This window comes from Streptosporangium sp. NPDC006930, assembly GCF_040635605.1.
Classification (GTDB): domain Bacteria; phylum Actinomycetota; class Actinomycetes; order Streptosporangiales; family Streptosporangiaceae; genus Streptosporangium.
The window spans coordinates 19,736-43,681 of sequence record NZ_JBEYID010000036.1 but is presented as its reverse complement, the minus strand read 5'-3'; the positions used below and the strand labels follow the sequence as shown (position 1 = coordinate 43,681).

General features: G+C 68.6%; 12 protein-coding genes. 7 read left to right on the top strand and 5 right to left on the bottom strand.

Annotation, left to right across the window (positions count from 1 at the left end):
- The first annotated feature begins 16 nt into the window (after positions 1-16).
- Genes ABZ664_RS37500 through ABZ664_RS37490 form a run of 3 tightly spaced genes read left to right on the top strand, consistent with a single transcriptional unit; the run spans position 17 to position 10,725 of the window.
- Positions 17-5,626, top strand: coding sequence for an SDR family NAD(P)-dependent oxidoreductase (locus ABZ664_RS37500; protein ID WP_362521649.1), 5,610 nt, complete (start codon positions 17-19; stop codon positions 5,624-5,626).
- A gap of 38 nt (positions 5,627-5,664) precedes the next feature.
- Complete coding sequence (locus ABZ664_RS37495) at positions 5,665-9,711, top strand: beta-ketoacyl synthase N-terminal-like domain-containing protein (RefSeq protein ID WP_362521647.1); 4,047 nt, start codon at positions 5,665-5,667, stop codon at positions 9,709-9,711.
- A 36-nt stretch (positions 9,712-9,747) separates the two neighbouring features.
- Complete coding sequence (locus ABZ664_RS37490) at positions 9,748-10,725, top strand: enoyl-CoA hydratase/isomerase family protein (protein ID WP_362521645.1); 978 nt, start codon at positions 9,748-9,750, stop codon at positions 10,723-10,725.
- 124 nt (positions 10,726-10,849) lie between these two features.
- Here ABZ664_RS37490 and ABZ664_RS37485 read toward each other — a convergent pair whose 3' ends face one another.
- Complete coding sequence (locus tag ABZ664_RS37485; RefSeq protein ID WP_362521643.1) at positions 10,850-12,619, bottom strand: ABC transporter ATP-binding protein; 1,770 nt, start codon at positions 12,617-12,619, stop codon at positions 10,850-10,852.
- Positions 12,620-12,944: 325 nt separating this feature from the next.
- Between ABZ664_RS37485 and ABZ664_RS37480 the strand changes: the two genes are divergently transcribed.
- Positions 12,945-13,697: an alpha/beta fold hydrolase gene (locus ABZ664_RS37480; protein WP_362521641.1), complete on the top strand. Its 753-nt coding sequence runs from the start codon at positions 12,945-12,947 to the stop codon at positions 13,695-13,697.
- A gap of 48 nt (positions 13,698-13,745) precedes the next feature.
- On the opposite strand, the gene ABZ664_RS37475 is transcribed toward ABZ664_RS37480, so the two are convergent.
- A complete protein-coding gene (locus ABZ664_RS37475; RefSeq protein ID WP_362521639.1) occupies positions 13,746-14,684 on the bottom strand; it encodes an NAD-dependent epimerase/dehydratase family protein in 939 nt (312 codons plus the stop codon).
- A gap of 53 nt (positions 14,685-14,737) precedes the next feature.
- Positions 14,738-15,967 (bottom strand): class I SAM-dependent methyltransferase, encoded by a 1,230-nt coding sequence (locus tag ABZ664_RS37470; protein ID WP_362521637.1) that lies wholly within the window; start codon positions 15,965-15,967, stop codon positions 14,738-14,740.
- Between the two features lie 332 nt (positions 15,968-16,299).
- On the opposite strand from ABZ664_RS37470, the gene rfbB reads away from it, so the two are divergent.
- Positions 16,300-17,208 carry a dTDP-glucose 4,6-dehydratase gene (gene rfbB / locus ABZ664_RS37465; RefSeq protein WP_362521635.1) on the top strand — a complete coding sequence of 303 codons (909 nt, stop codon included), beginning with the start codon at positions 16,300-16,302 and terminating at the stop codon, positions 17,206-17,208.
- A gap of 210 nt (positions 17,209-17,418) precedes the next feature.
- Here rfbB and ABZ664_RS37460 read toward each other — a convergent pair whose 3' ends face one another.
- The gene (locus ABZ664_RS37460; protein WP_362521633.1) at positions 17,419-18,654 is read right to left on the bottom strand and encodes a glycosyltransferase; all 1,236 of its coding nucleotides are present in this window, start codon (positions 18,652-18,654) and stop codon (positions 17,419-17,421) included.
- Positions 18,655-19,291: 637 nt separating this feature from the next.
- Here ABZ664_RS37460 and asnB point away from each other — a divergent pair.
- Both asnB and ABZ664_RS37450 read left to right on the top strand, forming a co-directional pair.
- Positions 19,292-21,136, top strand: coding sequence for an asparagine synthase (glutamine-hydrolyzing) (gene asnB, locus ABZ664_RS37455; RefSeq protein ID WP_362521630.1), 1,845 nt, complete (start codon positions 19,292-19,294; stop codon positions 21,134-21,136).
- A 51-nt stretch (positions 21,137-21,187) separates the two neighbouring features.
- Positions 21,188-22,735, top strand: coding sequence for a glycosyltransferase family 39 protein (locus ABZ664_RS37450; protein ID WP_362521627.1), 1,548 nt, complete (start codon positions 21,188-21,190; stop codon positions 22,733-22,735).
- Positions 22,736-22,873: 138 nt separating this feature from the next.
- Here ABZ664_RS37450 and ABZ664_RS37445 read toward each other — a convergent pair whose 3' ends face one another.
- Entirely contained in the window at positions 22,874-23,899 is a 1,026-nt protein-coding gene (locus ABZ664_RS37445) for a DegT/DnrJ/EryC1/StrS family aminotransferase (protein WP_362521624.1), read from the bottom strand.
- Positions 23,900-23,946: the final 47 nt, after the last annotated feature.

Sequence of the window (23,946 nt, the reverse complement as noted above, 5' to 3'; positions counted from 1 at the left end):
GTGAAGGGCCACTCTCATGTCCGAAGACCGGAAGCTCGTCGAGTACTTGAAATGGGTCACCGCCGATTTGCATGAGACCCGTCGGCGGCTCGAAGAGGTGGAGTCGGGCAGGCAGGAACCGATCGCGATCGTGTCGATGGCGTGCCGTTACCCAGGTGGGGTCGACTCTCCCGAGGATCTGTGGCGGTTGCTGGTCGAGGGCGAGGACGCGATCTCGCAGGTCCCGGCTGATCGGGGCTGGGACCTGGAGTCGATGTCAGCGGTGGGTGTCGGGTCCGAGGGTGGGTTCCTGGCGGATGTGGCGGGGTTCGACGCGGGGTTCTTCGGGATCTCGCCGCGTGAGGCTCTCGCGATGGACCCGCAGCAGCGGCTGCTGCTGGAGACGACGTGGGAGGCGGTCGAGCGGGCCGGGATCGACCCGGCCTCGCTGAAGGGCAGTTCCACCGGGGTGTTCGTGGGCACCAACGGCCAGGACTACATGAGCGTGATCATGAGTTCTCCGGCGGACGCGCAGGGCAACGGCGTCACCGGTGTGGCGGCCAGTGTGCTGTCGGGCCGCCTGTCGTACACGCTGGGCCTGGAGGGTCCTGCGGTGTCGGTGGACACCGCGTGTTCGTCGTCGCTGGTGACATTGCACCTTGCGGCGCAGGCGCTGCGGTCGGGGGAGTGCTCGCTCGCGCTGGCCGGCGGTATCACGGTGATGACGTCGCCGATGGTGCTGGTCGGCTTCGGCATGCAAGGCAGCGGGGTGGCGCCCGATGCTCGGTGCAAGGCGTTCTCCGACAGTGCGGACGGCACCAGCTGGTCCGAGGGTGTGGGCATGCTGGTGCTGGAGCGGTTGTCGGACGCCCGCCGCAACGGCCACCAGGTGCTCGCGGTGATGCGTGGCTCTGCGGTGAACCAGGACGGCGCCTCCAACGGTCTGACCGCGCCGAACGGTCCCTCGCAGCGACGGGTGATCCGCCAGGCGCTGATCAGCGCCGGTTTGTCGGCGTCCGAGGTGGACGCGGTGGAGGCGCACGGGACCGGCACGGTTCTGGGTGACCCGATCGAGGCACAGGCGCTGCTCGCGACGTACGGCCAGGACCGGGACGAGGACCGGCCGCTGCTGATAGGTGCGATCAAGTCGAACCTTGGTCACGCGCAGGCGGCGTCGGGTGTGGTCGGTGTGATCAAGATGGTGCTCGCGATGCGGCACGGTGTGCTGCCCAAGACGCTCCATATCGATACTCCTTCCTCGCATGTGGACTGGTCGGCGGGTGCGGTGAAGCTGCTGACCGAGTCGGCCGAGTGGCCGAAGACGGGTCGTCCGCGCCGGGCGGGTGTGTCGTCGTTCGGGATCAGTGGCACCAACGCGCACGTGATCCTCGAACAGGGGCCGGAGGTGCCGGAGTCCGGAGAGGTTTCGCAGGGCGAGGTAGTCGCGGGTGTGGTGCCGGTGTTGGTGTCGGCGAAGACGGGGCAGGCGTTGCGGGCGCAGGCCGGGCGGTTGGTGTCCCTCTTGGGGGGTGAGCCTGGTCTGGGGGTGGTTGATGCGGCGTTCTCGCTGGCGACGACGCGGTCGGCGTTCGAGCATCGGGCGGTGGTGCTGGCCGATGGTCGTGAGGGTGTGCTGGCTGGGCTGGCCGGCCTGGCCGAGGACCGTGCGGGTGCGGGCGTGGTGCGCGGGGTGGCCGCGGGCGAGCCGCAGCTGGCGGTGTTGTTCACCGGTCAGGGTAGCCAGCGGGCGGGGATGGGCCGGGAGTTGTATGACCGTTTCCCGGTGTTCGCGACGGCGTTGGACGAGGTGATCGCGGAACTGGAGCCGCTGCTTGAGGGCTCGTTGCGTGAGGTGGTGTTCGCCGAGCCGGGGTCGGCGGAGGCGGAGGCGCTGGATCGGACCGGGTGGGCGCAGCCGGCGCTGTTCGCGGTGGAGACGGCGCTGTTCCGGCTGGTCTCCTCGTGGGGAATCCGGCCGGATGTGCTGGCCGGTCATTCGGTCGGGGAGATCACCGCTGCTCATGTGGCGGGGGTGCTGTCCTTGAAGGACGCGTGCGCGCTGGTGGCGGGCAGGGCGCGGTTGATGCAGGCGCTTCCCGCGGGTGGGGCGATGGTGGCGGTGCAGACCTCCGAGGAGGAGGTCGCCGAGCTGCTCGCCGGGCGGGAGAAGGAGGTCTCGGTCGCGGCGGTGAACGGCCCGGCCTCGGTGGTGATCTCCGGTGCTGAGCAGCCGGTCCTCGACATCGCCGCTGCCCTGGAGGAGCGAGGGGCGCGGACGAAGAGGTTGCGGGTGTCGCACGCGTTCCACTCGCCGTTGATGGATCCGATGCTGGAGGACTTCCGCACGCTGGCGAGCGGGCTCACCTACGGGGCGCCGAGGACTCCGATCGTGTCGACGCTGACCGGGCGGGCGGCCACGGCCGAGCAGTTGTGCTCGCCGGACTACTGGGTGGACCAGGTCCGTGGTGCGGTTCGCTTCGCCGACGGCGTGAGCACTCTGCGCGCGCAGGGCGTGCGGGCGTATCTGGAGCTGGGCCCCGACGGGGCGCTGACCGCTATGGCCCAGGACATCATCGCGACCGAACCGGAGACGCATGCGCATGAGTTGCCCACGGTGCTGGTGCCGGTGCTGCGCAAGGGCCGCGATGAGCATGTGGCGGTGATGGCGGCGCTGGCCGAGTTGCATGTGCACGGGGTGCCGGTGGACTGGCGCTCGGTGCTGCCGGGTGGGCGCCGGGTCGACCTGCCGACCTATCCCTTCGAGCACCAGCGGTTCTGGCCCGACAACCTCGGTTCCGACATAGGGAATGTGGCGGCGGCGGGTCTGGCCGCGACGGATCACCCGTTGCTGGGCGCCGCGATGCCGCTGGCCAACTCCGACGGGGTGGTGCTGACGGGTCGGTTGTCGCTCTCGTCGCATCCGTGGCTGGCCGATCACGTGGTGGCGGGTTCGGTGGTGGTGCCGGGTTCGGCGTTCGTGGAGCTGGCGGTACGTGCCGGGGACCAGGTCGGCTGCGAGGTGGTGGAGGAGCTGACCCTGGACGCGCCATTGGTGCTGGGCGAGCGGGACGCGGTCATGGTGCAGGTATGGGTGGAGGCCAAGGAGGAGTCGGATCGTCGGAGTGTGAGCGTGTATGCCCGTTCGGTGGAGGCCGCCGAGGAGGTGGCGTGGACGCGGTACGCCACCGGCACGCTCGCGACCGGAGTGGCGGAGGTCGTGCCGTTCGAGGCGGCGGAGTGGCCGCCTGCGGGGGCGTCCGCGATCGAGCTGGAGGGGCTGTACGAGGAACTGGCCGAGGACGGTTTCGCCTACGGTCCGGCATTCCAGGGGTTGCGCGAGCTTTGGCGCGGTGCCGACGGTGAGGTGTTCGCCGAGGTGAGGCTGCCCGAACAGGCGGCCCCGAGCGCGGGCTCGTTCGGGATGCATCCGGCGCTGCTGGACGCGGCGCTGCACGCGGTGGCCTTCGCTGATCTGGACGGTTCCGAGAGCGGTGTGCTGCCGTCTGCGTGGGAGCAGGTGTGTTTGCACGCGGGTGGGGCGTCGGTGTTGCGGGTGCGGTTGGTCAAGACGGGGCCGGATGCGGTGTCGTTGAGCGCGGTGGATGTTGCCGGTGGGCCGGTGGTGTCGGCGCGCAACGTGGTGTTGCGGCCGGTCGCGATCGAGCAGCTGGGTCTCTCCGAGGGTGTGGGTGCGGGCTGGGAGTCGTTGTTCGGGGTGGAGTGGGCGCCGGTGGGTGCTGTGGCGCAGGCGGAGCAGGCGTCGATACCGGTGGCGGTGCTCGGCGTGGACGCGCTGGGTGTGGCGGCGGCGTTGCGCGAGGCCGGGGACGCGGTGCCGGTGTATGCGGATCTGTCCGCGCTGGCCGAGGCGGGGCCGGTCCCGGCCGTGGTGATGGTGGAGGCGCTCTCGGATCCGGCGGTCGGGACGGTGGAGTCGGCGCATGCGCTGACGACTCACGTGCTGCACCTGCTGCAGCAGTGGTTGGCCGATGAGCGGTTCGCCGATTCGCGCCTGGTGTTCCTCACCCGGGGCGCGGTCGCGACCGACGGTGAGGTGGTGGCCGATCTTCCGGCTGCTGGGACGTGGGGTCTGGTCCGCAGCGCGCAGTCTGAGGAACCGGGCCGGTTCGCGCTGGTCGACGTCGATGACCGGGAATCCTCGCTGTCCGGATTGCCGGCGGTGCTGGCCGAGGCGTTTTCCTCGGGTGAATCGCAGGCGGTGGTGCGCGATGGTGAGGTGTGGGTACCGCGCCTGGCGCGGGTGGTGCCCGGCTCTGACACGGAGGGAGCGGCGAGCCGGGTCTGGGACCCGCAGGGGACGGTGTTGATCACCGGTGGTACCGGTGGTCTGGGTGCGTTGTTCGCGTGGCATGTGGTGGCCGAGCGTGGGGTGCGTCATCTGCTGCTGACCAGCCGCAGGGGCCTGGATGCTCCGGGCGCGGTGGAGTTGCAGGCGGAGTTGATCGCGCATGGAGTCGAGGTCACTATCGCCGCCTGTGACGTGGCCGACCGGGATCAGGTGGCGGAGCTGCTGGCCGGGATCGATGCCGATCATCCGCTGACCGCGGTGATTCACACCGCCGGTGTGCTGGCCGACGGCACGATTCCGTCGCTGACGGCCGAGGGGCTGGGGGCGGTGCTGCGGCCGAAGGTCGACGCGGCCTGGCATCTGCACGAACTCACTCGGAACACGAACCTCGCGGCGTTCGTCCTGTTCTCCTCCTTCGCTGGTGTGCTGGGAGCGCCTGGTCAGGGCAACTACGCGGCGGGCAATGTGTTCTTGGACGCGCTGGCTCAGGTGCGCCGGGCCGAAGGACTGGCGGGGTTGTCGCTGGCGTGGGGCGCGTGGGCTCAGGACGCGGGAATGACCGGCACGTTGAGTGCGGTCGAGATGCGGCGGATCAACCGGCCGGGGATGCCGGCGCTCTCGGCCGAGCAGGGCCTCGCGGCGTTCGAGGCCGCCACCGCGTCGGGCCGGGCGATGGTGGTGCCGGTGCGGTTGGAGCTGTCGGTGCTGCGGGCGGTGGGCGAGGTGCCGCATCTGATGCGGGGCCTGGTCCGCGCGGGGCGTCGTTCGGCGGTCTCGGCTGTGGCGGGCGGGGAAGCGGAGCTGGTGAAGCGGCTCGCCGGCCTGGAGCACACCGAGCAGGTACGACTGATGATGGACCTGGTGCGGACGCAGGCGGCGGTGGTGCTGGGACACGAGTCGGTGGACGCGATCCAGCCCGGACGAGAGTTCCGCGAGCTGGGCTTCGACTCCCTCACCACCATGGAACTGCGCAACCGGCTCAACGTGGCCACCGGGCTGCGGCTGACCGCGACCCTCATCTTCGACTACCCGACCCCGGCCAGCCTCGCCGAATACCTCCTGGAGGAGATCGCGCCCGGAGCGAACGCCGCGGTAGAACTGTCGTTGCTGGCCGACCTCGACCGGTTCGAGACCTCTCTTTCCGGTCTTCCCGGCAACGCACTCGACGATCGCACCAGGAACGGCATCTCGACCCGGCTGCGGCACCTGCTGGCGAGGGTGAGCGAGAGCGGCACGGAGAACGGCGAAGTCGCCGTCGCCGACATGCTCGAATCGGCGAGTACCGAGGAAATCCTCAGCTTCATCGACAACGAACTGGGGCGCTCGAAAGATCTGTGATCCGAGCCCTCGTCTGAACAATGTGAAGGGCCACTCTCATGTCCGAAGACCGAAAGCTCGTCGAGTACCTGAAGTGGGTCACCGCCGATTTGCACGAGACCCGCCGGCGGCTCGAAGAGGTGGAGTCGGGCAGGCACGAGCCGATAGCGGTCGTGTCGATGGCGTGCCGCTTTCCAGGTGAAGTCGCCTCTCCTGAGGATCTGTGGCGGTTGCTGTCCGAGGGGCAGGACGCGATCTCTACACACCCGGTCGATCGGGGCTGGGATGTGGAGACGATATCGATGCTGGGCGCGGAGTGTCAGGGCGGGTTCCTGTCGGATGTGACGGAGTTCGATCCTGGATTCTTCAGGATCACGCCGCGTGAGGCTCTCGCGATGGACCCGCAGCAGCGGCTGCTGCTGGAGACGACGTGGGAGGCGGTCGAGCGGGCCGGGATCGACCCGGCCTCGCTCAAGGGCAGCTCCACGGGCGTCTTCGTGGGCACCAACGGCCAGGACTACGGGAACCTGTGCCTGGAAGCCGGGGAAGAGGTGCGGAACTACATTCTCACCGGTACGGCGGCCAGTGTGCTGTCGGGCCGCCTGTCCTACGTCCTGGGCCTGGAGGGCCCGACGATGACGATCGACACCGCGTGCTCGTCGTCCCTGGTCGCCATACACCTGGCGGCGCAGGCGTTGCGCTCGGGCGAGTGCAGCCTGGCGCTGGCAGGCGGTGTCAAGGTGATAGCCACCCCGCTCGGGTTCCTTGGCTTCGGAGTGGACGGCGGGATGGCGCCCGACGGGCGGTGCAAGGCGTTCTCCGACAGCGCGGACGGCACCGGCTGGTCCGAGGGTGTCGGTGTGCTGGTGCTGGAGCGGTTGTCGGACGCGCGCCGCAACGGTCATCAGGTGCTCGCGGTGGTGCGCGGGTCGGCGATCAACCAGGACGGCGCCTCCAACGGTCTGACCGCGCCGAACGGCCCTTCGCAGCAGCGGGTGATCCGCCAGGCACTGGCCGGTGCCGGGCTGACCGCCGCCGAGGTGGACGCGGTGGAGGCGCACGGGACCGGTACCAGGCTGGGTGACCCGATCGAGGCGCAGGCGCTGCTCGCCACCTACGGCCAGAACCGTGAAGCCGGTCGTCCGCTGCTGCTGGGATCGATCAAGTCGAACATCGGCCACACGCAGGGCGCGGCGGGTGTGGCCGGTGTGATCAAGATGGTGCTCGCGATGCGGCACGGGGTGCTGCCCAAGACGCTGCACGTGGACGCGCCGTCGTCGCACGTGGACTGGTCGGCGGGCGCGGTGGAGCTGCTGACCGAGCAGGTCGAGTGGCCGAAGACGGGTCGTCCGCGCCGGGCGGGTGTGTCGTCGTTCGGGATCAGCGGCACCAACGTTCACCTGATCATCGAGCAGGAGCCGGAGGTGCCGCAGGCAGAGCCGGGGGTGCGGGACCGGACGCCGACGGGTGTGGTGCCCTGGGTGGTGTCGGCCAGAAGTGACGAGGCGCTGCGTGAGCAGGCGCGACGGCTGGCGGCGCAGGTGAGTGCGCACCGCGAGCTGGACCAGGTGGACATGGGTTTCTCGCTGGTGGCGACGCGGTCGGCGTTCGAGCATCGGGCGGTGGTGCTGGCCGAGAGTCGTGATGGTGCGCTGGCCGGCCTGCGGGCTGTCGCCGAGGATCTGCCGGGTGCGGGTGTGGTGCGCGGGGTGGCGGGGGTGGAGCCGAGGCTGGCGGTGTTGTTCACCGGTCAGGGGAGTCAGCGGGCGAGGATGGGCCGGGAGCTGTATGGGCGGTTCCCGGTGTTCGCGCAGGCGCTGGACGAGGTGTTCACCGAGCTGGAGCCGCTGCTGGAGAGGTTCGACCGGGAACGCGAGCAGGCTGAGCGGGCGGGGCACCACCGGGGTTGTTCGTTGCGGGAGGTGCTGTTCGCCGAGCCGGGGTCGGCCGAGGCGGAGTTGCTGGATCGGACGGGGTGGGCGCAGCCCGCGTTGTTCGCGGTGGAGACGGCACTGTTCCGGTTGGTGGAGTCCTGGGGGCTGCGGCCAGGTGTGCTGGCGGGGCATTCGATCGGGGAGATCGCGGCGGCGCATGTGGCCGGGGTGCTGTCGCTCGCCGACGCGTGTGCGCTGGTGGCGGGCCGGGCTCGGTTGATGCAGGCACTTCCTGCCGGTGGGGCGATGGTGTCGGTGAGGACCTCCGAGGAGGAGGTCGCCGCTCTGCTGGTGGGACATGAGGGTGAGGTGTCGATCGCGGCGGTGAACGGTCCCGCCTCGGTGGTGATCTCCGGCGCGGAGGAGCCGGTTCTCGGGATCGCCGCGGTGCTGGAGGATCGGGGGGTGCGGACGAAGCGGTTGCGGGTGTCGCACGCGTTCCATTCACCGTTGATGGATCCGATGCTGGAGGACTTCCGTGCCCTGGCCCGCACGCTGACCTACAGCGCGCCGCGAATCCCGGTCGTCTCGAACGTGACCGGCGAGGTGGCCACGGCCGAGCAGCTGTGCTCGCCCGACTACTGGGTCGACCAGGTCCGCGGCGCGGTTCGTTTCGCCGACGGCGTGCGAGCCCTGCACCACCAGGGCGTGCGGGCGTATCTGGAACTGGGCCCCGACGGGGTGCTGGCCGCGATGGCCGGCGAGACCCTCGCCGCGCTCGCCGACTCGCCCGCCAACCGGCATCGGTCGGACACGGTGCTGGTGCCGGTGCTGCGTAAGGACCGGGACGAGCATATGGCGGCCACGGTTGCGCTGGCCGAGCTGTACGTGCGCGGGGTTCCCGTCGACTGGCGCTCGGTGCTGCCGCCTGGCGGGCGCCGGATCGACCTGCCCACCTATGCCTTCCAGCGACGGCGTTACTGGCTCGGCGGAACCGGTTCGCCCACCGGGAACCTGGCGGAGACAGGGCTGGCCGCGGTGATGGGGCCGGCCGATTCCGAGTCGACCCCCGAGACGGACACCGCCCGGGAGCGGTTGCGGGGGCTTGGAGAAGCGCAGCAGCACGAGGTGTTGCGGGAACTGGTGCAGCGCCACGCGGCCGCCGTTCTCGGCCACGGCGACTCCGCGGCCGTCGATCTCGAACGTGATTTCTTCGAGCTGGGCTTCGACTCGTTCAGCGCGACCGAATTGCGTAACTCCCTTGTCAGGGCGATCGGCTGGGAATTCCCGTTGATGGCGGTGTTCGAGAACAAGAACTCCGCCGGTCTCGCCCACTGGCTGCGGCATGAGCTCCTCAACCGGACGAACGACGGTACGGCGACCACCTCGACGACGGGCCAGGTGAACGACACCTTGGCGGAGTTGTTCCGCGGCGCCTTCCGCTCCGGGAAGACGCAGGAGGCGTTCGGACTGCTGTATGCCGTGGCGAGGGCCCGGCCCACGTACGAGGCGCCTGTCGACCCGAAGGAAACACCCCGGCCGGTGACGTTGGCCGGTGGTGCGGCGCCGCCCCGCTTGATCTGCGTGAGTTCGTCCACGGTGACCGGTGGCGTTCACCAGTACGCGCGGTTCGCCGCGCACTTCCGCGGGGAAAGGCACGTCTCGGCGCTTCCCCTGCTCGGCTACGCCCTCGGTGAGGGCCTTCCCGCCACGATCGATGTCGCCCTCGGGAGTATCGCGGAAAGCATCGTGCAGGCCAGTGAGGGGGAACCGTTCGTGCTCGTCGGTCATTCGGCCGGCGGCATCCTCGCTTACGGCGCGGCCGGTGTGCTGGAGAAGTCGGGGATCTCCCCGGAGGCGGTGGTGATGATGGACTCCTTCCATCCCCGCGCGGGTGGCGATTCGCAGATGCTGTCCGAGCAGGTGCTGCAGTACATCATGCAGATGGAGACGGTTTTCGGCGGGTTCAACACCGCGCGACTTTCCGCGATGGGGCACTGGTCTGCCATTACGCACGGTATCGAACTGGCCGATGTGAGAGCGCCCGTGCTGTTCGTGCAGTGCACGGAGCCGTTCTCCGAGGTCGAACCTGAATCGGATTACTGGCGGGCGACACCGTTCGACCCGTCGCACACCGTACGGACGATCGAGGCGAACCACTTCTCGATGCTCGCCGAGAAGGCGGAGGACACGGCCCGCCTGGTCGACGGCTGGCTCCGATGGGCAGGTTGAGGGATGTCCGGTGAAGAACAGACGGATCGGGGGCCTGTGGAAGGCGCGGTAGGTCTCGAACTGTCCACGTTGCGGCTTGAGCAGTCGGGTCGGGTGCTGACGGCGCGGGTGGACGCTCCGCCGTTCAACTACATGACCCTGCCGATGCAACGGGACTTCATCCGGCTCGTCGAGGCGGTGGAGCACGACGTCTCGGTCGGCGCGGTCGTCGTCACCGGCGCGCGCCCCGGCCGGTTCATCACGCACTTCGACATCGCCGACATCTCTTCGCAGGCGGACGGCACGCCGGAGATCTCCCGCGCGGTCGCTCAGAACCTGTACCGGAGTGTGCGGGCCATGACGGGCCGGGCGGGTGAACGTCTGATCGCCCGTTCCTCGCTCAAAGGACTGCTCGCGGTGACCCGGTTCCATGACATGGCGCTGCGACTGATGCACTCCCCGGCGGTGTGGATCGCCGCGGTGAACGGGCCGTGCGGCGGTGGTGGCCTGGAGATGTCGGTCTTCTTCGACATGCGCGTGTCCGCTGACCGCGGTGCCGGTTTCAGCCTGCCCGAACTGTCGCTGGGGCTGAACACCTCCCTGGGCGGGCAGCGGCTCGTCCAGCTCGTCGGGCCGTCCCGGGCTCTGGAGATGATGCTCGAAGCGCGTTTCTACACGCCGCAGGAGGCTCTGGAGCTGGGCCTGGTGAACCGGGTGGTGCCGGCCGAGGACCTGCTGGACACGGTACAGCGGATGGCGGAACGCTATGCCAGGCGACCGCGGAAGGCCGTGGCCCTGCAGAAGCGGATCTTCAATGACGCCCCTTCCCTCTCGGCCCGGGCCAGTCTCAACCAGGAGGCCGTCGCCGCGTTGATGAGCATGTCGTCACCGGTCACCCAGGCCGCCATGCGGCGGTGGGTGCGGATGCAGGAGGGCACTGACGGCGACTCGGTGTTCCTGACCCGGCCGGAACCCTGGACCGAGGGCACCGCGCTCGACATGAACGTTCCCGCGCACGGGCCGACACCGTCATGATCCGTGCTCTCCCCGTCGCGACGGGGAGAGCACGGTCGGCGGATCTCACGATCGAAGGTTCGAGCGCCCCACCGGAGCGACCTCACGGCTGTCGCCACGAATGCCGCGCCGGCTGCCCGGAGCATCAGGACGTGACGAGGAACTGGGTCGCGGCGAGCTCACGGTAGAGGTCGTCGGCGTCGACCAACTCGTCATGGGTGCCGTAGGCGCGGACCCGGCCCGCCTCCATGAGGATGATCCGGTTGGCGCCGGTGACGGTGGAGAGCCGATGGGCGATGACCAGGACCGTGGTCTCCCGCGCCACCTCGGCCACCACCTCGCGCAGGCGCAGCTCGTTCACGGCGTCGAGCTGCGAGGTGGCCTCGTCGAGCAGCAGCAAACGGGGTTTGCGAAGCAGCGCCCTCGCGATGGCCACTCGCTGGCGTTCCCCGCCGGAGAGCAGGACGCCGCGGTGGCCGACAGGTGTGTCGAGGCCTTCGGGCAGGCGGGCGACCAGATCGTCCAGGCGGGTGCGGGCCACGGCGTGGGCGATCTCCTCCTCGGTGGCGCCGGGCGCTCCGAAGACGAGGTTCTCCCGGAACGTGCCGGCGAGGACGGGGGCGTCCTGCTCCACGTAGCCGAGCGAGGCGCGCAGCTCGCTCAGTGGCCATTCGCGGATGTCCCGGCCGTCGATGAGGATCCTCCCGGCCTGTGGTTCGTAGAACCGTTCGATGAGCCCGAACACCGTGGACTTGCCGGCTCCCGATGGGCCGACCAGGGCGGTCATGCCACCCGCGGGCACCTCGAAGTCCACCTGGTCGTGGACGATCGACCGGTTTTCGCCGTACCGGAAGACCACGCCGCTGAAGACGAGGCCGACGGGGTCGGTGCTCTCCGGCTCCCGCGTCTCGGGGACGGGCGGCTCGGACGGAAGCTCGGAGATCTCCCGGATACGGATTATCGCGGCCAGGCCGTTCTGCATCTGGGTGAGGTTCTCGATCAGCGTCCCGATCGGGGAGACCAGGTAGAACATGTAGAGAAGGAACGCGACCAGCGAAGAGATCTCCAACGCCCCGCCGGCGACGCGCGCGCCGCCCACTCCGAGCACGGCGAGGAACGCCAGCTGGGTGGCCATCCAGGTGCCGACGCTCGTGACCGAGGTCCACGCGGCGGCGGCCACACCGCGGTCACGTGCCTCGGAGGCCGCGACGCCCACCACCGCGATCTCGCGTGCCTCGGCCCCGCTGGCCTTGACCGTGCGGAACGCCTGGAGCGCGCGGTCGAGTATGGAGCTCATCTCGCCCAGGGCGACCTGGGCCTGAAGCGACGCCCGGCCGATGCGCGGCACGATCGACGCCGCTATGAGGCCGATCAGGGCGACCACCGCGAGCGTGACCATGAGGAGCAGGCCGTCGATGACGGCCATCAGCACCACCGCGCCCAGGAACATGAAGATCGCGTTCACCGAGCTGGCCAGCGCGTCCGTGCAGACGGCGCGCAGCAGCGTGGTGTCGGAGTTGACCCGGGAGAGCAGGTCTCCCGGCTTGAGCCGGTCCACGTCGGCCACTCTGAGCCGCAGGATGCGGTCGACGAGGCTCATGCGCGAGGTCAGCACGATTCCCTCGCCCATCCGCTCGAGCAGGAAGCGACCCGCCCCCAGGAGCAGGGCCGCCAGCAGGACCGCCACCGACAGCCAGAGGATCGGGCCGGCGAGGTCGCCACCCTCTCCGAAAGCGTCGATCACGCTCTTGGCGAGGATCGGCATCGCCAGCCCGGCGGAGCTCCCCACCAGGGTGAACACGCCACCCAGCAGCAGCACGCGTTTGTGCGGCCGGACCAGGTCGAACAGCGGCCGCCACGCGTTCCACCTGCCCAGGCTGCCGAGGCGCACCCGCCCGCGCAGTACCTTCTCCATCCGAGGCGCTGGTATGCCGCCTGCCTGCTGACCCCGAGGGTCTCCGCTGTCTGCGTCCATGACATCCTCTGTACGGCGCGTACCCGGCGCACCCGGACGGTGGCCAGCCGATCGACCTGGCGGCGCGACTCGGCGGCGGCGCGCAGCGACGGCCAGTGGTGAGAGTAAATGTCGAAAGACCAGGAAATCACCGGAGTTCGTGGCCTGAAGACAGGTCGGCGGCCTCGGGGCGAGACCCACCGGCCCGGCTTCTAGTGTTTTTGTGAGTCGCGATGGGCTTCACTGGTCCGAGTGCTATTCGGCGAGATGAAGGGGTCAACGGATCGTGAGTATCGCGGACGACGTCAGCACCGCATGGGTCCGTCGCTACCATCCGGCAGCGGGGGCGGGTAAGCGCCTGGTGTTCTTCCCGCACGCGGGCGGATCGGCCAGCTTCTTCCGTCCGGCCTCGGCCAGGTTCTCGCCGGGTGCCGATGTGGTGGCCATCCAGTACCCCGGGCGGCAGGATCGGTTGCGGGAGCCGTGCATCACCGACATCGGCACCCTGGCGGATCGGATCGTCGACGAGCTGATCACACTGTCGGAGAAGCCGACGGTCTTCTTCGGCCACAGCATGGGGTCGGTGATCGGCTTCGAGGTGGCCTGCCGGCTGGAGCGCAAGGGTGTCAACGCGCCCCACACGCTGATCGCCTCGGGGCGCCGAGGACCGTCCACCTATCGGGACGAGTCGGTGCACCGGCGCGACGACGACGGCATCATCGCCGAGCTCAAGCTGCTGAACGGCACGGACGCCGGGCTGCTCGGCGACGAGGAGATCCTGCGGATGGCATTGCCCGCGCTGCGAGGTGACTACCGCGCGATCGAGACCTATCGCGGAGATCCGGAGCAGAGCATGAGTGGTTCGATCACCGTGCTGACCGGTGACGCCGACCCGAGGACGACCGTCGAGGAGGCGGAGTCCTGGAGCCGGCACACCTCGGGGCGTTTCCGTATCAGGGTGTTCTCCGGCGGTCACTTCTTCCTCACCAGTCACCAGCAGGCGGTGAACGAGGAGATCGCCAGGGAACTCGGGGCGTAGCCGCGTCGGCCCGTCGCGAACGGCGGGCCTCGACCGCGCAGCCGATCGTCAGGCGTTCCAGGCGCTCCACGCCTCGGCGACCATCTCGGTAAGGCCCGATCGCTCGGGAAGCCATCCGAGCTCTTTCACGGCGCGGCCGTTGTCGGCCGTGAGGATCTGCGGTTCCGGCTTGGGCGGCGCCTTTCTGACCGGTACCGGAAGCCCGGTCACGGCTTCCGCCGTCGCCACGACCTGCGCCATGCTGGACGCGGTGCCGCTCCCTATGTTGTAGACGCGGTGCTCGCCCGCCTTCACGGCGGCGAGGGAGAGCCGTACCGCCGCCGCCACGTCGAGGATGTGGACGAAGTCGCGGACCGCGGACCCGTCGCCGTTGAGGGTGACGTACGGCGACTCGCCGGTGAGCGCGCGGAATATGTTCGGGATGATGCGCGCGGTGTCGGTGTCGGCGCGCCCGTCGGCCGCTCCGGCGATGTTGAAGCACCGCAGCGTGACCGCGCCGATCGCTCCGGTGGCGGCGTACGCCGCGACGAGCTGCTCCGCCCCGACCTTCGATGCCGCGTAGGGACTTTCCGGATGGGGCTCCACATCCTCGCCCAGGGCGCCGACGTGCCGCGAACCGTAGACCTTGTCGGTCGACGCGAACACGAAACGAACCGGCGGCACCGATTCGCGGATGTCGTCGAGCGCCATGAGGAGGTTGAGGGTACCGGCCACGTTCACGTCGTAATACGTCAGCGGGTCGGCGAACGAGTCCCGCCCCCGGGACACCGCGGCGAGGTGGCACACCGCGTCGAAGCGTCCGGCGGCGACGATCTCCCGGATGCGGCCGCGGTCGCGGACATCGCCTTGCACCAGGCCGACGTCGGCGGGCCGCTCCGCGTCCGGGTGGCCCCTGGTCAGGACGGTGACCTGGTGACCGGCGGCGAGAAGCCCGGGGGTGAGCGCACGGCCGAGATAGCCCAGACCTCCGGTGACCAGGACGTGCACGTCAACTCCTCCAGACGATCGTCATGCGATGTGCCGGACCAGCAGGATCGGCCTCACCTGATGGACAGTTCGGGGAACGGCACGACGAACGAGCCGCCGGCCGCGGAGAACGCCGCCGACCGTGCGCGGATACTGGCCTCGAAGTTCCAGGCGAACAGCACGCAGTAGTCGGTCGAGCCCGCGACGAGCCGCTCGGAGCCCACGATGGGGATACCGTCGCCCGGCGTGAACTTGCCCACCTTGCGCGGGTTGTCGTCGACGATCCAGTCGATCTCGCCGCCCACTCCCGCCTGGGAGAGGAGGGTGACGGCCCGCGCCGACGCGCCGTACCCGCTGATCCGCCGGCCGGTTTTCGACAGGCCGCCCAGCACGTCGTTGAGGGTCGTGCAGACCCGGTCGACGCGGTTCGCGAAGCCGTCGAGGAAACCGCCGTCGGGCACCCCCGCGTCGACCTCGGCCCACAGGATCCGGTCGAACTCGGCGCTCGGGGAGCGGCCGTCGTCGTCGCGGCCTATCCAGCAGCGCAGCGAGCCTCCCTGGGTCGAGATGAGCTCGGCGTCGAACACCGCGAGGCCGTTCGCCTCGGCCGCCTGGGCCAGCACGTGCAGGGAGAAGTAGGAAAGGTGCTCGTGGTAGACGAACTCGAAGATACCGTGCTGGACCATCGGCAGGACGTGCGCGACCTCGATGACGGCGCAGCCCCCCGGTTTGAGGAGCATGCGGATCGCGCGGAGGACTCCGTTCACGTCGTTGACGTGGGCGAGCACGTTACTGCCCAGCACCGCGTCGACGGGTCCGATGTCGTCCAATATCCTCTCGACCGTCTCCACACCGAAATGGGTGGTCAGCGTCGGAACCCCGTGCTCCTGGGCGTAGGTTCCCACCTCTACCGCCGGGTCGACGCCGAGCACCCGCATGCCGCGCTCGCCGAAGAAGCTCAGTTGCGTGCCGTCGTTCGAGCCGATCTCCAGAACCTTCGCCCCGGCGGCGAGCCCCAGCCGATCCGTGACCAGGGTGGCCAGCGCACGGCAGTGGTCGACGAGGGCGGGAGCGGCACCCGTGGCGTACCGGTAGTCGGCGAACAGCACCGACCGGGGAATGACGTCCACCAGCTGGACCAGACCGCATCCGGCGCAGCGCACGAGGTCCAGCGGGTATCGGTCCTGGGATCGGGCCAGCTCGGCCGTGGGCGCGATGTCGTTGGCGGGCGGAGTCGGGGTGAGCGAGACCACCTCCTCCAGGCGGTCGGCCCCGCACACCAGGCACCGGCTGGTGGTGTCCATCAACGTTCTCTCCCTCCAGCTGTCGGGTCGCCCGGCCGCCGTGGCCACCGCGCTCGATCTACCGGAAGGCGTTTCGACAGCTCACGACCAGTCCTCGATCGGCCGGCGGTCGGAGCCTACGTCCGACAACACTAGGGGAATTACCTGATCGGCTGAGGCACAATCACCTGAACGAAACCCCTTGATCTGGGGGAATCACATGATCGCCGACACCGTGTTTCCGTCCGAGTTGTCCGCCAGAGGCGAGGCAGGTAACGCGGATGAAGGAGTATCAGATGCGAATCCTGGTCACTGGCGGAGCTGGGTTCATCGGATCCCATTTCGTTCGGTCAATGCTGGAAGGCCGATATCCCGGCCACGAGGACACCCGAATCACCGTTCTGGACAAGCTGACCTACGCCGGCAGGAGGGAGAACCTGCCCGAGGAACATCCGAGGCTGACCTTCGTACGCGGTGACATCTGCGATCGGGAACTGCTCGCCGATCTCGTGCCGGGGCACGACGCGGTCGTGCATTTCGCCGCCGAGTCGCACGTCGACAGGGCGGTGGACGACGCGGAGCCGTTCGTCTGGGCCAACGTGATGGGCACCCACCGGCTTCTCGAACAGTGCGGGATGAACGGGATCCAGCGGGTCGTGCACGTGTCCACCGACGAGGTGTACGGGTCGATCGAGCAGGGGTCGTGGACGGAACGGTTCCGGCTTGAGCCCAACAACCCGTACTCGGCGTCGAAGGCGGCCAGTGACTGCCTCGCCCGATCGCACTGGCGCACCTACGGGCTGGACCTCTCGATCACCCGATGCTCCAACAACTACGGGCCCCGGCAGTATCCGGAGAAGATCATCCCTCGCTTCGTCACCCGCCTGCTCCAGGGGCGTGACCTCACCCTGCACGGCGACGGCAGCGCCGTCCGCGAGTGGCTGCACGTCGACGACCACTGCCGCGGCATCTCCATGGTCCTCGACAAGGGCCGCGCCGGTGAGATCTACAACATCGGCGGCGGGATCGAACTCACCAACCGCGAACTGACCGGCCTTCTGCTCGAACTGTCAGGTGCCGACTGGGACCGGGTTCGTTACGTGCCGGACCGGCGCGTCCAGGACTACCGGTACTCGCTGGACCACGGGAAGATCACCGAGGAGATCGGGTACGAACCCGTGATCGATTTCAAGGAGGGCCTCGCGGACGCCGTTACCTGGTACCAGGAGAACCGATCCTGGTGGGAGTCCCTTGACGCGTAGGGATCGCGACCGGAGGTCCCGGTGACGCTTCGCGGGTTGGTGTGAGGGCCAGCCCGCGCGGTGACGCGATCTCCGACGGCCCGCCGCACGGACACCCTCGACGCCTTCGATCGCCGCACCCCGGCAACACCCCGAAGGCACGGCCGCGCCCAGGTCATGCGCCTCGCCGCGCGGGTTTCGGGTGCGATGCGACTGCCACCGGGGCCATCCTCACCCGGCCGCGAACACCTTCTCGATCGCGCGAACCGCCATACCCGTTCCGTCCTCCTCACGGATCGCGGTGCCCAGCGCCCGGGCACGGGCGGCCATATCGCCGTTGTTGAGCAGGCTGTCGAGCGCGCCCCGCAACCAGCCGGCCTTGAGGGCGTGCTGGGAACGAGGAGACGGCCCGACGCCGAGCTGCGCGATCCTTCTTCCCCAGTGGAGCTGATCGCCTTGAAGCCACACGACCGCCTGCGGGATACCGGCGCGGAACGCCGCCGCGGTCGTGCCGGCACCCCCGTGATGGATGACGCACGCGGCGCGGGCATAGAGCCACCCGTGCGGGACGAAGCCCGCCAAGAAGACGTGGGGCGGGAGCTCCTGGTCTCCGAGCCCTGCCCAGCCGGACAGCAGGACGACGCGCCGGCCCAGGCCGCGAACCGCGTCGAGCAGCTGCTCGGTGACCGCGTTGGCGTCGAACCCGTTGTTCGAGCCGAAGCCGATCACGACCGGCGGCTCGTCGGCCACGAACGCCGCGAGGTCGTCCGGGGGCACGTAGTCCGGCTCGTCGAGAAACCAGTACCCCGTGTTGAGGTAGGCGGGACCGAAGAGCGGATCGTGCTCAAGGGTGTGCGGGCTGATGGCGATGAGGTTGAGCAGGCGCGAATGGCTCGCGTCGAAGAGGATGTCGCGCCAGGGGGGAAGGCCGGCCGCGGCGACGACGTGGTTGAGGAGCTTGTCGGTCGCGAGCCTGACTCCTGCGCCGGTGACCGCCCAGGCGAGGGCGTTGCCGACGGGGCCGAGATCGACATTGGTCGGGCCGTGCCCGCGTGCTCGGCGCAGCGGCCAGGTGTGGTGCACGCTCACGTGGGGCGTGCCGACCGCGCGTGCCGCGGCGACCGCGCCGATGGCCAGCGGTGAGTGGATGACGACATCTGCCTCACGGGCCAGCGCCATCAGCTGAGGTATCGCGGCACGCTGCTCCTGCGCCAGAAATTCGATCACGACGGTCAGTTGCCGCAGCTTGTTCTTCTCGCTGATGATGCGGAGGTAGTTCGCCTGGAATTCCGTCTCGTTCCAGGTCGGCCTGCCGACGAAAGGAACGCCGACGGCGTCGGCGCGTGCGGTGTAGCTGTCGGAGGCCGAGAACACGACGTCGTGACCCTCGGCGAGCAGGCGCTTTCCGAGGGCGAGAAAAGGCTGGACGTCCCCCTCGGAGCCGACGGTCGCTATGAGGGCGCGCATCGCGTCACAGTCGGACGTTCAAGGGCCGGGCCGGTGGCGGTCGAAGTCGGATTCACCCTTGGTTGCCTCCCTGGATCGGCTGCCGAGGTGACATGTGTGACGGATCCGAGCAGCGATCTTGAATTTCCTGTCCGGCACATCCTGGTGTGGCCGATTCCCGGAAATCATTAGATTTGTGAAGTCGATGCGGATGCTCGCTGCCGCCTGCCTCCGGTGTGTGGTCGGATGTTAACGGCCCGCCCGACCCTTCTGTGGCGCGGTGTCCGTTTCCTGGGGTCGGCGTGTCCGCGGGTCCAGAATGCCGCTGTCCTCCCAGGTCGGGGGCGTATTACAGGTGGCGGCGAATTTTCGGGTTCATTAGGCGTTTTCCTAGTCGAACGTTCATAGCATCAGGTTTGTGTAGAGTGCCGGAGCCGGTACCTGCATTACCGGGGCGGAAGTGGACGATGATGTCTCTCCGATGTCGCCCCAGGTCTCCAGTCGACAGAATAAGTGTCGGGTATGGGCCGCCCCCGATAAAAGACCAGGTGTCCGGCATTCCCTCGACCTTCATCGGTGATCTGCCGGGATCCGGACCGGGCAGGCCGCTCATGAGAGCCGCGGTCGATTTCTTCGACGGACAAGGAGAGAACCCTTTATGTGCGGGATCACCGGCTGGGTGTCCTATGACGCGGATCTGACCGAACGGCAGCCCACGATCGACGCGATGACCGCCACCATGGCGCTGCGCGGGCCCGACGCCTCCGGAACATGGCTTCAACGACACGTCGCGCTCGGTCATCGAAGATTGGCGGTCATCGACCTGGACGGTGGCGTGCAGCCGATGGAGTTCGCCACGCCGAACGGTCCCGTGGTCCTGGTGTACAGCGGTGAGGCCTACAACTTCATCGAGCTGCGCAAGGAACTGCGGGCCAAAGGGCACCGGTTCCTCACCGCGAGCGACACCGAGGTCGTGTTGCACGGTTATCTCGAATGGGGGGAAGGCGTCGCCGACCACCTCAACGGGATGTTCGCATTCGCCGTCTGGGATTCCCGTGACCAGAAGCTCGTCATGATCCGTGACCGGCTGGGGGTGAAGCCGCTCTACTACTACCCGACTCGCGACGGTGTGCTGTTCGGATCGGAACCGAAGGCGATTCTGGCCAACCCGCTCGCTCGCAAGGCCATCGACCTCGACGGAATCCGCACCGCGGTGACCGGAATCGGGCAGGGCCAGGCGATCTGGAAGGGGATGCACGAGGTCGAGCCGGGCACGATCGTCACCGTCCAGGCGAGCGGAATCCGCAACAGGACGTACTGGAGACTCCAGACGGCGCCGCACACCGACGACCAGAAGAAGACGGTCGAACGAGTGCGGCAGTTGCTCAACGACACCGTCAGCCGACAGCTGATCTCCGACGTGCCCCAGTGCGTTCTGCTCTCCGGTGGGCTGGACTCCAGCGCGATCGCCAGTCTCGCGTCGCCCAGGCTGGCCGCGAGCGGTGATCGGCTACGTACGTTCTCGGTCGACTTCGTCGATCACGTCGACCGTTTCAAGGCGGATGTGTTTCGGAGCACCCCGGACGCGCCGTTCGTCAAGGACATGGTCGACCTGATCAAGCCGGTACACCAGCAGGTGGTGCTGAGCGCGGATGATCTGGCCGATCCGACCATTCGCCGCTCCGTGATCACGGCACGGGACACGCCGAACGCGTTCGGTGAGTCGGACATCTCGATGTACAGACTGTTTCGAGAAATACGCAATGAATCGACGGTGGCCCTGTCCGGCGAGGCGGCGGACGAAAACTTCGGCGGCTACCGGTGGTTCCACGACGACATGCGCGCACTTCCCATCTTTCCCTGGATGGCAGCGGTGCTCAACTCGCAGCCCAGTGCTTCTGCCGTCATGCCTTTTACGGCGGAGGCACTGCAGGCCATGGGATTGGAAGGCTACCTCGGGGATCAGTACTCGACGGCGGTGGCGGCCGTCGATCACCTCGACAGCGCCTCGCGGGTCGAGCGCCAGATGCGCGTCATGTTCCACATGCATCTGACCCGGTTCCTGCGGATGCTGCTCGACCGTAAGGACCGTCTGTCCATGGCGGTCGGCCTTGAGGTGCGGGTTCCTTACTGTGATCACCGTCTCGTCGAGTACGTCTACAACACGCCCTGGAAGCTCAAGTCGTTCGACGGCAGGGAGAAGAGCCTGCTGAGGCACGCCGTGAAGGATCTGCTTCCGCCGTCGGTGGCCAATCGGGTGAAGAGTGGTTACCCGACGATGATGCATGACGTCCGCTATTCGAGCACTTTGCAGATTCAGGCCAAAGAGGTGCTGTCGGACGTCCACAGCCCGCTGTTCACGCTGTTCAACCGAGAATGGCTGAAGTCCATTGTCGAAATGGACTCGGCGAAGATATCGCACGGGGACAAGCTTCTGCTCGACAAGATAGTCGACATGCATTGCTGGCTTGACATCTACTCGCCCGAGTTCGCCCTTTCCTGACCGTTTCCCGGTGGGGCGTTGTAGTTCAAGGAAGAACAGGACGGGTGAGGGATGGGCGAGCCGGTGATGAGGGCGCGGGCGGCGACAGTGAAGGCCGCCCGGCCTCCGGACACGATCGCACCTCTCGCCCGGGGTCCCGTGTCGGTCATCGCCGGGGCGGTCGCGGTGCTGCTGCTGGCGACGAGTGGCCGATACGGCTACTTCGCCGACGAGCTGTACTTCATGGCGGCCGGTGAGCGCCTGAGCTGGGGATACGCCGACCAGCCACCGCTGCTCCCGCTGATCGCGCACGTGATGGACACGCTGTTTCCCGGATCCCTGGTCGCACTGCGGCTTCCGGCGACGGTGATCACGGCGTTGGGGGTCGTCGTCGCCACCCAGATCGCGAGGGAGCTGGGCGGCCGGCGCCGGGCACAGGTGATGACCGCCGCGGTGTCCGCCATCGGCATGGTCGTCAACGGCCACCTCCTCGCGACGAACGCCTTCGACGGCTTCCTGTGGGCGGTGGTCTCATGGCTGGTGATCCGCTGGGTCCGGCTGCGTGAGGAGGGGCGGTCCGACGACCGCCCGCTGCTGTGGGCGGGTCTCGCCACGGCCGTCGCCCTGCAGGTCAAGTTCCTCATCCCGCTGCTGTGGCTCGCGCTGGCGGTGGCCGCGCTCGCGGTGGGGCCACGGGACCTGCCGCGCAGACCGCTGCTGTGGGCCGGTGCCGCGATCACCCTGCTCACGATGCTTCCCGGACTCGCGTGGCAGGCCGCCAACGGATGGCCGCAGTTCGAGATGGTCCGGACGGTGTCGGAGGAGGTGAGCCTGAACGGTGGCCGCGCGCTGTTCCTCCCGCTCGTGCTCGCCCAGCCCGGCCTGCTGGTCGGGGCCGTGCTCGCCTGGTACGGCCTGTGGCGGCTCCTGCGCTCCCCGCTGCTCAGGCCCTACCGGTTCTACGGTGTGGCCGCCGTCACGGTGATCCTGGTCTTCTGGCTGGCCGGTGGCCGGTGGTACTACGTGATCGGGCTCTTCCCCGTGCTGTGGTCCGCGGCCGCGGTCGAGTTGCAGCGGCGCCGGCCGGCGCGCTGGTGGCGTTGGGTGCCCACCTGGCCGGTCGTCGCGCTGTCGGTGCTGCCGTCCCTCTACTGGCTACCGGTGCTGCCGGCGGAGTGGGTGCGGCAGCCCAAGGCCGGCGAGAACCTCGGGGTCGACCTCATCACGATCGGCCAGTTCGGCTGGCCGGAGTTCGCCGACACGGTCAGCCGGGCGTACCGGACACTGCCGCCGGACGAGCGGCGGGACGCCGTGGTGATCACCAGGGTCTACTGGCAGGCCGCCGCCCTCGAGTTTTACGGCGGTGAGCGTGGGCTGCCGAAAACGTACAGCGGCAGCCGTGGCTACTGGTACTTCGGGATGCCTCCCGAGGGGACCCGTACGGTGCTGTACGTCGGCGACGAGGGCGAGCGGCTGCGAACGTACTTCGGCGACGTGCGGCAGGTGGGCACCGTGGACACCGGTCTCGGCCTGGAGCGCGGCACGCCCATCTGGCGGTGCGACGATCCGCGGGCCCCGTGGCCGCAGCTGTGGCCGGAGTTCCGGCGGACGGCCATCTGAGGCGACACACGAGCGGACGCACGAGCCGGACGGACGAGCGGTGACGTGTACGCACGGACGGACGAGCGGTGACGCAGGGACGGACGACCGTCCGGAGCGACCGGCGGACAAAGGCCCGGAGACGTACCGGCCTACGGGTCACATGCGCGTGTGCCGACCCTCCAGATGGAACTCTCGCACCTTCTCGATCACGAAGTCCTGGTCGGCCTCGGACAGCCCGGGGTCGGTGGGCAGGTAGAGCCCGTCGGCCGCGAAACGGGCGGCGTTCAGCGTCGGCCAGTCGGGGTTGAAGTACATCGGCTGACGGCTCATGGGCTGGAAGAACAGCCGGGTCTCGATCCCCGCGTCGGTGAGGAACTCCCGCAGCTCCTGCCGCCGCTCCGCCCGGATGTCGTACATCCACAGGACGTCGCGGGGCGGCATGAGGGTGAGCCCCTCGATGCCTTCGAGCCCGCTGTCGTAGTGGTTCTCGATCCGCTTGCGGATGGCGAGGATCTCGTCGATCTGCTCCAGCTGGGCGAGGGCGACCGCGGCCTGCATGTTCGTCATGCGGAAGTTGTAGGCCAGCTTCTTGTGGATGAAGTCGTGTTCCTTGCTGAAGGCCATGCTGCGCAGGTGGGCCATCTGCTGGGCGAGATGCTCGCTGTTGGTGACGCAGACACCCCCCTCACCGGCACTGATGATCTTGTTGGCGAACAGCGAGAAGCATGCGATGTCACCCACGGGACGCACGCCGTGCGCCTCCGCCGAATCCTCCACCACCCTCAGGTTGTACTCGTGCGCCAGCTTCATGATCGCGTCCATGTCGCACCGCCGGCCGTAGACGTGCACCGGCATGATGACCTTGGTACGGGGGGTGATCCGGGACTCGATCAGCGAGACGTCGATGTTGAGGTCGTCGCCGCAGTCCACGAACACCGGCACCGCGCCGGTGTAGGTGACCGCCCACGCGGTGGCCACCATGGTGAACTCGGGCACCAGGACCTCGTCGCCGGGGCCGATCCCGAGCGCCCGCAGCGCGAGGGTGAGAGCGGTCGTTCCCGAGGAGCACGCGACGCCGTACGAGACGCCGTTGTACTGGGCGAACTCCTCCTCGAAGCGCCTGACGAAGGGGCCCTGCGAGGATATCCAGCCGGAGCTGACGGCCTCGGTGAGGTACTCCATCTCTCGTCCTGCGAGGTACGGTCTCGAAACCTGATATCTGAACGCCA

Bases quoted from the DNA above. Each gene is read 5' to 3' on its own strand.
- ABZ664_RS37500 (WP_362521649.1), top strand. From the start codon at position 17: ATGTCCGAAGACCGGAAGCTCGTCGAGTACTTGAAATGGGTCACCGCC.
- ABZ664_RS37495 (WP_362521647.1), top strand. From the start codon at position 5,665: ATGTCCGAAGACCGAAAGCTCGTCGAGTACCTGAAGTGGGTCACCGCC.
- ABZ664_RS37485 (WP_362521643.1), bottom strand. From the start codon at position 12,619: ATGGAGAAGGTACTGCGCGGGCGGGTGCGCCTCGGCAGCCTGGGCAGG.
- ABZ664_RS37470 (WP_362521637.1), bottom strand. From the start codon at position 15,967: ATGGACACCACCAGCCGGTGCCTGGTGTGCGGGGCCGACCGCCTGGAG.
- rfbB (WP_362521635.1), top strand. From the start codon at position 16,300: ATGCTGGAAGGCCGATATCCCGGCCACGAGGACACCCGAATCACCGTT.
- ABZ664_RS37460 (WP_362521633.1), bottom strand. From the start codon at position 18,654: ATGCGCGCCCTCATAGCGACCGTCGGCTCCGAGGGGGACGTCCAGCCT.
- asnB (WP_362521630.1), top strand. From the start codon at position 19,292: ATGTGCGGGATCACCGGCTGGGTGTCCTATGACGCGGATCTGACCGAA.
- ABZ664_RS37450 (WP_362521627.1), top strand. From the start codon at position 21,188: ATGGGCGAGCCGGTGATGAGGGCGCGGGCGGCGACAGTGAAGGCCGCC.
- ABZ664_RS37445 (WP_362521624.1), bottom strand. From the start codon at position 23,899: ATGGAGTACCTCACCGAGGCCGTCAGCTCCGGCTGGATATCCTCGCAG.